Genomic DNA, 13,116 nt, shown 5'->3' on the forward strand with positions numbered 1-13,116 from the left:
CGAGAGTTTTGAGCGTCGGTGCGCAAGTGGAGGTGCCAAGATCTGGGGTCGTCGCCGATGGCGGGCAGCATTCCCGGCACCGCGCCGCCGCCGGTGCTACGTCACCTCGACGCCACGGTGTCGTTCAGCGGCCGGAAGGGCCGGCGGCCGCCCGTGACGACACCGCGCTGATCGCTCATGCTCGAAACAGGTCGATAGACGTCAGGAGACTTCATGGACGGCACCCGCATCGCGTCCGAGATCGCCGCGCAGCCGGCGTGCTGGGAACGGGCCGCCGCGTTGGCGGCCCGGGTCGGCGACGCGCTTCCGGACCGCGGCGAGCGGGTGGCGGTCGTCGGATGCGGCACCTCCCTGTTCATGGCGCAGGCGTACGCGGCGCTGCGCGAGGGCTCCGGGCACGGCGAGACCGACGCGTTCGCCGCCTCGGAGATGCCGTTCGCCCGCCGCTACGACCGGGTGCTGGCGCTGACCCGGTCCGGGACGACGACCGAGGTCCTGGACGTGCTGGACCGGCTCCGCGGCGCCGTCCCGACGACGGCGATCACCGCCGACCCCGGGACGCCGGTGTCCGCGAGCGCCGGGCGGGTGGTCGCGCTGGAGTTCGCCGACGAGGAGTCGGTCGTGCAGACCCGGTTCGCCACCACCCTGCTCGCTCTGCTGCGCGCCCACCTCGGCGAGGACCTCGCCGCCGCGATCGCCGACGCGGCGGCCGCCGTGGCCGACCCGCTCCCCCCGGAGCTGCTCCACGCCGGGCAGGTCACCTTCCTCGGCCGCGGCTGGACGGTCGGGATCGCGCGGGAGGCCGCGCTGAAGCTGCGCGAGGCGGCGGGATCCTGGACGGAGGCGTACCCGGCGATGGAGTACCGGCACGGCCCGATCAGCATCACCGGTCCGGGCCGGGCGGTGTGGATGTTCGGCGGCCTCCCCGACGGCCTCGCCGGGCAGGTGGCGGCCACCGGCGGGACGCTGCGCGCGTCCGCCGCCGACCCGCTCGCCGACCTGGTCCGGGCGCAGCGCCTCGCGGTCGCGCGCGCGGAGGCGGCGGGCCTGGACCCCGAGCGGCCCCGCCATCTGACCCGCTCGGTGATCCTGGACGCCGGCGCGTGATCGTCACCGTCACGCTGAACGCGGCGCTCGACGACACCTACGAGGTGCCGGACGCGCGGTCCGGCGAGGTCAACCGGGTGGCCGCGGTGCACCGGCGTCCGGGCGGCAAGGGCGTCAACGTCGCCCGGGTGCTGCACGGGCTCGGCCACGAGGTGGTCGCCACCGGGCTGGCGGGCGGCGCGGCGGGACGGCGGATAACGGAGGGCCTCGCCTCCCTCGGCGTGCCCGCCTCGTTCAGCCCGGTCGCCGCCGAATCGCGCCGGACGGTCACCGTCGTCGGCCCGGAGATCACGATGTTCTGCGAGCCGGGCCCCACCGTGACCGGCCCGGAATGGGCGGCGTTCCGCGCTTCGTACAGGACGCTGGCCGGGGACGCCGCCGTGGTCGTCCTGTCGGGGAGCCTGCCGCCGGGCGTCCCGCCGGACGCCTACGCCGAGCTGGCCGGGCTCGCCCGCGGCCCGGTCATCCTGGACGCCGACGGCGAGGCGCTGCGGCTCGGCGTCGCCGGACGCCCCGACGTGGTGAAGCCGAACGCCGCGGAGCTGGCCCGCGCGAGCGGCACCCCGGACACGGCCGCCGGGATCCGCGCGCTCCGCGCGGCGGGCGCCGGGTCGGTCGTCGCCTCGCTCGGCCCGGACGGCGCCGTCGCCGGGACCCCGGACGGCGTCCTGCGCGCCGCGCTCGACCGCCCGGTGCCCGGCAACCCGACGGGCGCGGGCGACGCGCTCGTGGCCGGGCTCGCCGCGGGCCTGGCGGACGGCCTGCCGTGGCCGGACCGGCTCCGCCGCGCGGTCGCGCTCGCCGCCTGCGCGGTCCGCTCCCCCGTCGCCGGCGAGGTCGACGCCGGCGAGTTCCCCGCGCTCCTCGCGCGCGTCACCCTCCGGACCGAGGAGACCCATGCCGCTCGTCCCCATGGCTGACGTCGTCCCCGCGCGCGGGCGCGGGCTGGGGGCGTTCAACGTGATCCAGCTGGAGCACGCCGAGGCGATCGTCGCCGGCGCCGAGCGGGCGGGGGTGCCGGTCGTGCTCCAGGTCAGCGAGAACTGCGTCGCCTACCACGGGGCGCTCGCGCCGATCGGGCAGGCGGTCCTGGCGACCGGGCGCGCCGCCGCGGTGCCGGTCGTCGCGCACCTCGACCACGCCACGTCCGCCGGGCTGGTCCGGGAGGCCGTCGGGCTCGGGTTCGGGTCGGTGATGTTCGACGCGTCCCGCCTCCCCCACGAGGCGAACGTGGCGGCCACCGCCGAGGTCGCGGCCCGCTGCCGCGCCGAGGGCGTCTGGGTGGAGGCGGAGCTCGGCGAGATCGGCGGGAAGGACGGCGTGCACGCCCCGCACGCCCGCACCGATCCCGGCGACGCCGCCGGGTACGCGGCCGCCACCGGTGTGGACGCGCTGGCCGTCGCGGTCGGCACGTCCCACGGCATGCTCACCCGCGACACCGTCCTGGACCTGCCCCTCATCGCCCGGCTGGCCGCCGCGGTCCCCGTCCCGCTGGTGCTGCACGGCTCGTCCGGCGTGCCCGACGCCGCGCTCGCCGCGGCCGTCGAGCACGGCATGACGAAGATCAACATCGCGACGCGGCTGAACGAGGCGTACACGGGCGCGGTCCGGGACCGGCTCGCCGCCGAGCCCGCCCTGGTGGACCCGCGCCGCTACCTCGGCGCCGGACGGGACGCCGTCGCCGCCGAGGTCGCCCGGCTCCTCGCGGTCATCCGGGCGGACGCACGGGACGGGCAGACGGGTTGACGGGCTGACGGGCCGCCCCTATCGGCCGATCCGGTAGGTCACGTGCGTGACGAGGTCGGTGTGGGAGACCTCGACCGGTTCGAGGGCGAGGTCGCCGACGTCCTCGAACAGCCGCTCGCCCGCACCGAGGACGATCGGCGCGACGTGCAGCCGCAGCTCGTCGATCACGCCCGCCGCGAGGTACTGGTTCACCGTCTGCGCGCCGCCCGCGATCGCCACGTCCGCCTCGCCCGCGGCCCGCCGCGCCCGCGCCAGGGCCGACTCGGCGCCGTCGGTGACGAACGAGAACGTCGTCCCGCCCTTCATCGGCACCGGCTCGCGCTCGTAGTGGGTCAGCACGAACACGGGCGCGTGGTAGGGCGGCTCCTCGCCCCACCAGCCCGTCCAGTCCGGGTCCCAGTCGCCGCGTCCGGAGGCGAACATGTTGCGGCCCATGATGAAGGCGCCCGCCGACGTGATCTTCTCGATCGCCGCGGCGTTGGCCTCGGGCTGCTCGAACATCCACCGGTGCAGCCGCTCGCCGCCGTCGCCGAGCGGCTCCTCCCGCCGCTGGTTCGGGCCGGCGACGAAGCCGTCCACGGAGATCCCGATGTCGCAGGTGACCTTGCCCATGCCGTTACCTCCTGGTCGGTGCGCCCCTCCGGCGCCGCTCACGAAAAGGTCGGAGCCGCCGCCGTCCGCTCGACGTCCTCCGCGGGGATTCTTCCGCGTGGCGGCCGCCGATGATGCCTTCCTCATCGGGAAGGGTTGAACCGGCGGGCGCCGGGCGGACGTGCTGTGGGTGTCGCGTTCGCGGCGGGGGACCGAGCCTGGGAGGACGAGCTGACCACCGACAGCCGCGCGGAGCGGGTGAAAGACGAGGATGCGCAGGCCGCCGGGCCGGACGCGGGCGGCACGGGGACGACGCGGCGCCGGCGGGCCGCGGCGCGGGCGCTGACCGGCGCGGCGTTCCTGCTCGTGCTGGTCGCGCTGATCACGCCGGACGAGTACGCGCTGCTGACGCCGGGCGCGTTCGCGCGCGTCCCGATCGAGGGCGTGCTCGGCGTCGCGCTGATCCTCGTGGTCCGGGGCAGGGCGAGGCGCTACGCGGCGGTGACGGCCGGGGCCGTCCTCGGCCTGCTGTTCGTGCTGAAGGCGATGGACATCGGGTTCGACGCCGTGCTCGTCCGGCCGTTCGACCTGGTGCTGGACTGGCCGCTGCTGCGTCCGGCCGTGGAGTTCGTGAGCGAGTCGGCCGGCCGGGCCGGGGCGATCGCCGCCGTGCTCCTCACCGCCGTGCTGACGGTCGGCGTGATCGCGCTGATGTCGCTGTCGGTGCTGCGTCTCAGCCGCGTGGTCGTCCGGCACGACCGGGCGGCGGCCCGCGCGGCGGCCGTGCTCGGGACGGTCTGGGTCGTGTGCGCCGCGCTCGGCGCGCAGTTCGTCGACGGCGTCCCGGTCGCGTCGCGGAGCGCGGCGGCGCTCGCCTACGACCACGCGCGGGCGGTGCGGACGAGCCTGGACGACCGGGAGGAGTTCGCGAAGGCCGCCGCCGTCGACCGGTTCCGCGACACCCCGGACGGGAAGCTGCTGGCCGGGCTGCGCGGCAAGGACGTCGTCCTGGCGTTCGTGGAGAGCTACGGACGCTCGGCGGTGGAGAGCCCGCAGTACGCGCCGAGCGTCGACGCCGTCCTGGACCAGGGATCGGAGCGGCTCCGCAGGGCGGGGCTCGCGTCGCGCAGCGGATGGCTCACCTCGTCCACGGCGGGCGGCGGCAGCTGGCTCGCGCACGCGACGCTGCTGTCCGGCCTGTGGGTCGACAACCAGCAGCGGTACCGGACGCTCGTGAACAGCGACCGGCTGACGCTGAACACCGCGTTCCGCCGGGCGGACGCGCGGACGGTGGCGCTGATGCCGGCGATCACGCGGGCCTGGCCGGAGGGGGCGTTCTACGGCTACGACAAGGTGTACGACGACCGGAACCTCGGGTACCGCGGGCCCCGGTTCAGCTTCGCGACCATGCCCGACCAGTACACGCTGTCGACGCTCCAGCGCACCGAGCTGGCGAGGAAGGACCGGGCCCCGGTGATGGCGGAGACGGCGCTGGTGTCGAGCCACGCGCCGTGGGCGTCCATCCCTCGGCTCGTCCCGTGGGACGAGGTCGGGGACGGCTCGGTCTTCACCGGGATGGGCAAGGGCTACGACGCGCCCTGGCCGGCGGGCGGCCGGATCAGGACCGAGTACCGCAAGTCGATCGAGTACACGCTGAACACGCTCGTGTCGTACATGGAGACGTACGGCGGCGACAGGACCGTGCTCGTCTTCCTCGGCGACCACCAGCCCGCGCCGCTCATCACCGGTCCGGGCGCGAGCCGCGACGTCCCGATCACGATCGTCGCGAAGGACAAGGCCGTCCTCGACAGGATCTCGGGCTGGAACTGGCAGGACGGCCTGCGCCCCGGCAAGGACACCCCGGTGTGGCCGATGAGCGCGTTCCGGGACCGGTTCCTCACCGCGTTCGGGTGATGCAGCACGGATGACGTCGGAGTGCACGAGCCCGCGGCGCCTCCCGGGGAGGGGCCGGCGGGACGGTTCCGGCCGCGGCGCCGCCGGTGGCTGCTCGCGGCCGTCGTGGCGGCGCTGCTGGCGCAGATGGCGTTCACGATGGGCTCCACCGCCGTGCGGCAGTCCCCGACCATCGACGAGCCCGTGTACGTCGCTGCGGGCGTCGTCTATCTGCGCTCGCACGATCTCCGCTACAACCCCGAGCATCCGCCGCTCGGCAAGCTGTTCATCGGCGCCGGGGCGGTGCTCGCCGGGGCCCGCCTGGACGCCTCCCGCCCCGTCTCCCAGGAGGACGCCGGACGGCATCTGCTGTACGAGTCGGGCAACGACGCGCAGCGGATCCTGCTCGCCGCGCGGCTGCCGGTCATCGCGCTGACGCTGCTGTTCGGCCTGGTCGCCTTCGCGTTCGCCCGCGACCTCGCCGGGCCGGCCGGCGGCGTGGCGGCGCTCGCCCTCTACGCGTTCTCCCCCGACGTCGTCGCGCACGGGTCGCTGGCGACGCTCGACGTCCCCGCCGCCGGTTTCCTGCTGACCTCGGTGTGGCTGCTGTGGCGGGCACGGCGGCGGCCCGGTCTCGGCGTTCCGCTCGCGGGCGCGGCGCTCGGCGCGGCGGTCGCCACGAAGATGAGCGCGCTGCCCGCCGTGCCCGTCCTGCTGGCCCTGGCCGCGGCGTCGGTCTGGACGGCGCGACGTGCGCGGGGCGGCGGGCGGCCCGTCGCGGCCGGTCTCCTCGCGGCGGCCGGCGTCGCCGTCCTGGCCGCCGGGGTGGTGTGGGCGAGCTACCTGGCCGTCGATCCGCGGCTGCGGTGGACGGCGCCCGCCGGCGTCCCGGCGGTCGGCGGGCTCCGCGGGCTCGCCGCCGGCCTGCTGCCGTTCCCGGAACCGTTCCGGGACGGCATGCGCGTCCAGTTCGGCTTCGAGGACATGAGGTGGACGGGCTTCCTGTTCGGTGACACCTACCGGGGCTCGCACTGGTACTACCTCCCGGCCGCGCTGCTGGTGAAGACGCCGCTCGGGATGCTCGTCCTGTGGGTCGCGGGCGTCGCGGCGCCGGCGGCGGCGCGCCGGCTGCGGCCCGCCGCACCGTACGTCCTCGCGCCCGCCGCCGTGCTGCTGGCGGCGGCGATGACCGGCGCCCGCGACCTCGGCGTCCGGTACGCGATCTTCCTCCCGATGTTCCTGGCGGTGGCGGCGGCCGGGGCGGGGGCCGTCCGGTGGCGGTGGGCGAAGGCCGCGACCGGCGTGCTGGTGCTGTTCGTCGCGGTCAGCTCGCTGCGGGCCTACCCGTACTACCTGCCGTACTCGAACGAGGCGTTCGGCGGTCCGTCCCGGACGCACCTGTACCTGCACGACTCCAACGTCGACTGGGGCCAGGATCTGGGACGCCTCGCCGACCGCCTCCGCGACCGCTACCCGGGAGAGGAGGTGTGGCTCGCCTACAAGGGGAGCGGCGTCCCGTCCTACTACGGCATCCGCGCGTCCGACCCGCTCGCCGCGCCCCCGGAGCGGGTGCGCGGGCTGCTGGTGGTGTCCGACAGCTGGATCGCCAAGGGCGACCCGCGGCTGACCCCGCTGATCGCCTCCAGCGAGGCGATCGACGGGGTCGGCCACTCCATCACGATCTTCCGCCGCCCGGCTCAGCGGTCGTAGACCTCCAGCGTCCACTTCCCGGCGGGCTCGACGCCCTTCATATTCGCGGCGAGGGCGGCGGCGTCGGTCTTCCCCACCGGGGACGCCTCCGCCGGGAGGACGGTGATCCGCAGCTCCTGGCGCGCGTCCGGCCGGGCCGTCCGGTCCCAGACGACGCCGCGCGACTCGGCGATCTCGCAGTTGACGACCTTCGTGCCCGCCCCGTCCGTCAGCACCGCGACCGCCGCGCCGTCCCGGCAGGTCAGGCGCAGCCGCACGCCCGCGCCGGACGGGGAGAACGCGACCGTGCGGGGACGGCCGTCCGCGGTGTGCGTCGTCCGCGCGAGGCGCTCGAGACCGTCGACCGGCGGCTGCCGGGGCGGCGCCGGCGGGCCGGCGCAGGTCTCCGAGTCGCAGGCGCCGGCGTAGATCCGGACGCTCCACGTCCCGGGGAACGGCTCGTGGGAGGCCAGGTACCGGTCGAGTTCGGCCACCGAAGGCGGCCGGCCCGGGGCCGGTCCCGGCGACGCCGCCGGGGGCAGCGCCGCCACGTCGAAGCTGTAGGGCACGCCGGGCTCGGTCCGCAGGTAGCCGGTTCCGCCGCCGTTCGCGTCGCAGCCGACCGCGTTCAGCACGCCCGTCCGCACGCTGTAGGCCGTGAACGGCACCGAGCACCGGTAGGTGATCATGCTGTACGGCCCGGTGGGCGTGAACTGGACGCGGGCCTTCCGGCCGACCATCGAGAAGCGCACCTCCCGCAGCGGCCGCATGCCCTCCTGCGGCGGCGACTTCGGGAACGCGTCGTCGACCGAGCCCGCCATCACCGGCGGGGCCGTGTCGGCGGGCGACCACCCGAACTGCTGGACGGCGGCGAAGGCCGCCGTGACCGCGAGCGCCGTCCCGGCGGCGCCGAGGACGGCGCGGCGGCGGCGGTCCCGCCTGACCCTGCGCCGCAGCCGGGGCAGCAGGTCCGGGGGCGGGCTCCCGGCCTCGCTCCGCCGCGTCATGACCTCGGTCAGGTCCCGCACATCGTGCGCCATCGGTCACTCCCTTCCCTTCGGTGAGCCGGCGAGGACGCCGGGGTCGACGCGGAGCTTGGCGAGGGCCTTGCTGGTCTGGCTCTTCACCGTCCCGACCGAGCAGCCGAGGATCGCCGCGACCTGCGGCTCGGTCAGGTCCTCGAAGTAGCGGAGGACGACGGCGGCGCGCTGGCCGGGCGGCAGCCTGCCGAGCGCCGCCCACAGCACCGCCTTGTCCTCGGCCGCGCCCATGGCGTCCGCGCGGTCGGCCTCCTCCGGCGGGGCGTCCGTCGGGCGCTCCCCGCGCCAGCGCCGCTTCGCCCAGGACGCGTGCGTGTTGACCAGGATCCGGTACACGTACGGGTCGGGGTCGGCGCCGACCCGCCGCCACGCCCGCCACGCCTTGACCAGCGCGGTCTGCAGCAGATCCTCGGCCTGCCCCCAGTCCCGGCACAGCAGGTACGCCGTCCTGAGGAGTCGCGGCGAACGCTCCGTCACGTACGCCGCGTAGTCCGGCCTCTCCCGCATGCGACCTCCCGCTGATCGGTTCTGCCGACTACTACCGCCGAGCCGCCGGGAAAGGTTGCCTCGGACGCGGCGGCGGGCGCCGTCAGCGGCGGGCGTGGGCGCGGGACCAGAGCGCCGTCCAGCCGCCGTGGCCGAGCCAGGACGCGGGGACGCGCAGGCCGTGCTCGGCGATCCCGTCCCAGAACACCGCGGTGTCGGCGCCGAGTTCGGCGGCGGCGGCCAGAGCGCGCTGCCAGGGGCCGTCCTCGTCCCCAAGGGACGTGGCCGGGTAGCCGGGCACGGTGGCGGCGCGCGGCGGCGTCACCGGGGTGAGGCCGTCCCCGGGCGCGCCGCACGCGGTCGTGACCGTGAGCGCGCACAGCAGCGGCTCGGTGGAGGGCTTCGCGAGGGCGCGCGCGATGACGGGGTCGTCGTGCAGGGCGAGCCGGCCGATCGCCCGGCGGACGCGGCGCGCCGCCAGGTCGAGGGAGTAGGCGCCGGCGATGGCCGGGGCCTTGACGAGGCGGCGCAGCGTCTTCGGCAGCGGCGGCTCGCCGAGGAGGAGCGGGAGCTGGTCGAACCGCTCGCGGACGGCGGGGTCGAGGGCGTCGAGCGCCGTCCGCAGCGGACGGTGCCCGGTGGCCGTCCACAGCCCGACGAGGTCGGCGGCGCCCTCGTCCAGCGTGCGGCGGACCGCGCCGGCGAGCTGGGCCGCGCCGAGGCGGCGCAGCCGGGCGAGCGCGGCGTCCGGATCGGTGCGGTCCGGCTGCCCGGCCACGGCGGCGAACGCCGCGAGGACCTCCGGGGCGAGGTCGTCGCAGGCCCGCCGGGCGAGCGCGGCGAGCGGCGGTCCGGCCTCCTCGACGAGGCGGGGCGCGGCGCGGCGGCGCGCGGGCCGGGCGGGCGGCGGCTCGTCCGGCGCGGCGACGGGCCCCTCCCCGACGGCGCCGGGGATCGCGGCGACCCAGTCGCCGAAGCGGCGGTCCAGGGCGTCGTCCGGCGTGTCGTTGAACCTCGCGGCGATCTCGGTGACGCGCCAGCCCCGCGCCGCGGGCCGCATCGGCATCAGCTCGGCGTTGGCGGCCAGGAGGCCGTCCTCGCCGTACAGGCCGACCAGGGCGGTGCGGCCCGCCCGCGCACCCTCGGCGTAGACCGGGCTCGCGATGCAGTTGCCCATGTAGCCGGCCCATTCGGCGAGGTCGCGGGCGCTGCGCGCGACCCTGACCCGGACGCCCGCGCCGGGGACGGCCGTCCCGTCCAGCGCGGCGAGCGCCGGCGGGACGGCGAAGGCGCCGGTGAGCGCCGCGGTGATCCCGGTGGCCGCCAGGAGGCCCTCGGTGAACTCCGTCCAGGTGCGCGGCGCGCGCGGCGGGACGCCGCCGAGCGCGACGAGCTGCGCGGCGCCGGACACGGCGAGGGTGACCGAGTCGAGGCGCGGCCGCAGCGGCTCGGCGCCCTGCGGCGGATCGTGGTCGAACCAGGGCGCGCCGGTGCCCGGGGTGGGCGCGGCCTGTTCGTGCCCGTACAGGTGGGCGAGCGCGTCGATCAGGTCGACGTACCAGAGCAGGTCGCCGACGGTCTCCACGGCGGCGGGCTCCGGCGCGGAACCGGAATCCGGCGCGGAACCGGAATCCGGCGCGGAACCGGAGTCCGGCGCGGAACCGAGCCGCTCGCGCAGCGGCCCGGCGCCGTTCAGCAGCAGGGTCGTCCAGGCGGGGATGCCGGCCCATTCGGCGGGCGGGCGGGCCGCGCCGTACCCGGCCGCCGCGCGCCAGTCGGCCAGGCCGGCGTCCGCCCAGTCCCGCAGCACCTCCTCCTGCACTCCGGGCGCCGCGACGCGGAGTCCGCACACGTCGTCGAGCAGCGCCTCCGCCTCCTCGACGACCAGGAGCGCGAAGTCGCGGGCGCAGGCCAGCCGCGGCCGGACGTACGCGGCGAACTTCGCGTCCCCCGGGTCGCCGGCGGCGAGCTTCCGCACGATGTCGCGCACGTACGCGGCGGGGCGCGCCGGCAGGCCGGTGAGCCCGGGGACGCGCCGCCCCGCGTGCGCGGCGACGGAGTCGTCGATCCGGGCGGCGGCCGCGCGCAGGAGCGGCGCCGAGCGGTCCAGCCCGCCGGGCAGCCCGTGGTCGGCGACCGCCGCCGCGGTCCGCAGCAGGGCGGTGGCGCCGAGCGCGTCCTGGAGGAGGCTGTCGAGCCGGTCGCGCCAGTACGGCTCGCTCGGCACCCACCGCGCGGCGTCCGCCATCGACGGCTCGGCGCCATGGCCGTCGAGCCCTTCCCGCAGCCAGAACAGGGTGCGCTGGTCGTCGTGGTGGCGGCGGCGCCTGCGGAGGTCGTCCACGCGGTCGCGGCGGCTCTGCGTCGCGAGCCGCCCGTCCCGCACCGCGGCCGCGCGCCCGCGGTCCAGCACCCGCGCCCACAGGTCGAGGACCAGGTCGAGCCTGCGCGGCCCGGGGACCCCCTCGAAGAGCCGCCGGAGGTGCCGGGCGAGCACCGAGGGCAGGCCGCCGGGGACGACGTCCGCGCCGTCCGGCGCCTCCAGGGCGAGGACCCGTTCGAGCTGCTCGGGGCCGAGGACGTCGCTGGCCGCCGACGCCAGCCGCAGCGCCGCCCACCGGCCGTCCTCGGCGGCCCGCGCGGCGGCCGCGCCGACCCGCTTCGTCACCGCCGGGCCGAACAGCGCCACCAGGAACCCCGCCCGCTGCCCCAGCCTTTCCGCGTTGCCGATGCCGACGGCCCGCAGGGCCGCGAGGACCGCGTCGCGCTGGTCGCCGGGCGCGCCGTCCAGCCGCGCGGAGCGGAAGCCGGCGCCGAGGTCGACGCCCGCGCCGGCCGCGACGGCCCCGCCGTCCACGACCAGGCGCGTCAGCTCGCGGGCGGCGTGTTCCACGTCCGCGTCCGGCGCCCCGTCCGGGCCGAGGGCGACGGGCGCGCCCGGCGGGGCGTCCGCCTGGTCCAGGAGCCGGACCGGGCCCGACGGGCCGACGATCCAGGCATGGCGCCCCGAAGCCACCACACCGCCGGCAAGCCGAATTCTCACCGGGCCATCTTCCCCGCCGCCGCCCGCGCGGGCCAACGGGGTTTCAGCGCGGGGCCGCGGCGCCCCCGTAGCCGTGTACGATGAGCCGCTCCGCCATCTGAGCGTAGGCGGCGGGGTCGTCCGGAGCGGTGGTGGCCAGGCCGTCCACGTACCGGTTGTACATGCAGAACGCGGCGGCGATGAGCACGGTGTCATGGATCTCGACGTCCGTGGCGCCGGCGTCGCGCGCGGCGGCGATGTGCGCGCCGCCGACCTCGTGCCCGCCGCGCTGAACGGCGGCGGCGATGGCGAGGAGGGCCTTGAGCTTGGCCGGCACCGGCGCGGCGGCCGGATCGGCGTGGACCTGCTGGACGAGCGCCGTCCCGCCGGGCAGCTGGGCGGCGGCGCACGCGCCGTGCGAGGACGCGCAGAACCGGCAGCCGTTCAGCTCCGACACGTAGGCGGCGATCAGCTCCCGCTCACCGCGCCCGAGGGGGCTCGGTCCGCGCAGCAGGGCCTCCGCGAGCGCGCTCAGCGGGCCGGCCGTCTCCGGCCGGAACCGGAGCAGGGACGGCAGCCCGGGAACATTCTCGTCCAATTCGATATGCGCCAAGGACTGCCTCCGGAAGAACGGTGTCGGACAATGCCACCCGATCCTCTAACGAACGCACTCAGCCGGGTAGTTTTCTCGCCACTCCACAAAAGGTCATGGTCTCCTGCGGCTCGCCCCACGGATTAGGTTCCGGACGCCACTGGGAACACGAAACGATTCCCGGCTCGACCAATTCCAGGCCGTCGAAGAGCGCCTCGATCTCCGCGCTCGTCCGGGCCTTGAGCGGGTGCGGGGTGCCGCTCTCGTTCCACGCCTTCACGGCGGTGTGCGTCACGTCCACGTCCAGGCAGGCGTGCGACAGCGCCACGAAACTGCCCGGGGCGAGCGCGCCGACGAGCCGGTCCAGGATGGCGCGCACTTCGCGGTCGTCGGTGACGAGGTGCAGCAGCGCGAGCATCATCAGCGCGACGGGCCGGCCGAAGTCGAGCGTCGCGGCGGCCTCGTCGAGAATGCGCTCGGGGTCGTGGACGTCGGCGTCGATGTAGTCGGTCGCGCCCTCCGGGGAACTCGTGAGGAGCGCACGCGCGTGGACGAGCACCAGCGGGTCGTTGTCGACGTAGACGATGCGCGACTCCGGCGCCACCCGCTGCGCGATCTCGTGCGTGTTGTCGGCGCTCGGCAGCCCCGTGCCGATGTCGAGGAACTGCCGCACGCCCGCCTCGCCCGCGAGGTGGCGGACGCAGCGTCCGAGGAACAGCCGGTCGGTGCGAGCGGCGGCGACGATCCCCGGGACCTGCCGGGCGACCCTCTCCCCGGCCTGCCGGTCCACCTCGTAGTGGTCCTTGCCGCCGAGCCAGTAGTCCCAGACCCGCGCCGAGACCGGCCGGTCCGCGCGGATGCCGTCGTCAGCGGCCCTGCCGCCGGGGGTGCTCATCCGGCCTCACCTCCGCCCTGGGGGATCCCGACGCTACATGGCCGGTCGCGGACAC

General features: G+C 76.5%; 11 protein-coding genes. 5 read left to right on the plus strand and 6 right to left on the minus strand.

Annotation, left to right across the window (positions count from 1 at the left end; all coding sequences use genetic code 11):
* Positions 1 to 213: 213 nt before the first annotated feature.
* Genes ACA511_RS26915 through ACA511_RS26925 form a run of 3 tightly spaced genes read left to right on the plus strand, consistent with a single transcriptional unit; the run spans position 214 to position 2,853 of the window.
* Positions 214 to 1,107 (plus strand): SIS domain-containing protein, encoded by an 894-nt coding sequence (locus tag ACA511_RS26915; protein WP_375027392.1) that lies wholly within the window; start codon positions 214 to 216, stop codon positions 1,105 to 1,107.
* Positions 1,104 to 2,027: a 1-phosphofructokinase family hexose kinase gene (locus ACA511_RS26920; RefSeq protein ID WP_375027393.1), complete on the plus strand. Its 924-nt coding sequence runs from the start codon at positions 1,104 to 1,106 to the stop codon at positions 2,025 to 2,027. The genes ACA511_RS26915 and ACA511_RS26920 overlap by 4 nt, the downstream gene beginning before the upstream one ends.
* On the plus strand, positions 2,005 to 2,853 hold the full coding sequence (locus ACA511_RS26925) for a class II fructose-bisphosphate aldolase (RefSeq protein ID WP_375027394.1): 849 nt from the start codon (positions 2,005 to 2,007) through the stop codon (positions 2,851 to 2,853). The genes ACA511_RS26920 and ACA511_RS26925 overlap by 23 nt, the downstream gene beginning before the upstream one ends.
* Before the next feature lie 18 nt (positions 2,854 to 2,871).
* On the opposite strand, the gene ACA511_RS26930 is transcribed toward ACA511_RS26925, so the two are convergent.
* A complete protein-coding gene (locus ACA511_RS26930; RefSeq protein ID WP_375027395.1) occupies positions 2,872 to 3,465 on the minus strand; it encodes a dihydrofolate reductase family protein in 594 nt (197 codons plus the stop codon).
* 165 nt (positions 3,466 to 3,630) lie between these two features.
* Between ACA511_RS26930 and ACA511_RS26935 the strand changes: the two genes are divergently transcribed.
* Together ACA511_RS26935 and ACA511_RS26940 are read left to right on the plus strand one after the other, a co-directional pair.
* Positions 3,631 to 5,358: a sulfatase gene (locus tag ACA511_RS26935; protein WP_375027396.1), complete on the plus strand. Its 1,728-nt coding sequence runs from the start codon at positions 3,631 to 3,633 to the stop codon at positions 5,356 to 5,358.
* A gap of 21 nt (positions 5,359 to 5,379) precedes the next feature.
* Positions 5,380 to 7,047, plus strand: coding sequence for a phospholipid carrier-dependent glycosyltransferase (locus ACA511_RS26940; protein WP_375027397.1), 1,668 nt, complete (start codon positions 5,380 to 5,382; stop codon positions 7,045 to 7,047).
* Here ACA511_RS26940 and ACA511_RS26945 read toward each other — a convergent pair.
* The 5 genes from ACA511_RS26945 to ACA511_RS26965 all read right to left on the minus strand — a co-directional run bounded on the left by ACA511_RS26945 (position 7,035) and on the right by ACA511_RS26965 (position 13,061).
* Complete coding sequence (locus ACA511_RS26945; RefSeq protein ID WP_375027398.1) at positions 7,035 to 8,066, minus strand: hypothetical protein; 1,032 nt, start codon at positions 8,064 to 8,066, stop codon at positions 7,035 to 7,037. The genes ACA511_RS26940 and ACA511_RS26945 overlap by 13 nt on opposite strands.
* Positions 8,067 to 8,069: 3 nt before the next feature.
* Positions 8,070 to 8,573: a SigE family RNA polymerase sigma factor gene (locus ACA511_RS26950; RefSeq protein ID WP_375027399.1), complete on the minus strand. Its 504-nt coding sequence runs from the start codon at positions 8,571 to 8,573 to the stop codon at positions 8,070 to 8,072.
* A gap of 82 nt (positions 8,574 to 8,655) precedes the next feature.
* A complete protein-coding gene (locus ACA511_RS26955) occupies positions 8,656 to 11,595 on the minus strand; it encodes a hypothetical protein (protein WP_375027400.1) in 2,940 nt (979 codons plus the stop codon).
* Positions 11,596 to 11,638: 43 nt separating this feature from the next.
* On the minus strand, positions 11,639 to 12,172 hold the full coding sequence (locus ACA511_RS26960) for a carboxymuconolactone decarboxylase family protein (RefSeq protein ID WP_375027401.1): 534 nt from the start codon (positions 12,170 to 12,172) through the stop codon (positions 11,639 to 11,641).
* A gap of 73 nt (positions 12,173 to 12,245) precedes the next feature.
* Positions 12,246 to 13,061, minus strand: a complete 816-nt coding sequence (locus ACA511_RS26965) for an SAM-dependent methyltransferase (RefSeq protein WP_375027402.1) — start codon at positions 13,059 to 13,061, stop codon at positions 12,246 to 12,248.
* Positions 13,062 to 13,116 lie beyond the last annotated feature (55 nt).

Source organism: Actinomadura sp. GTD37, from assembly GCF_041951365.1.
Classification (GTDB): domain Bacteria; phylum Actinomycetota; class Actinomycetes; order Streptosporangiales; family Streptosporangiaceae; genus Spirillospora.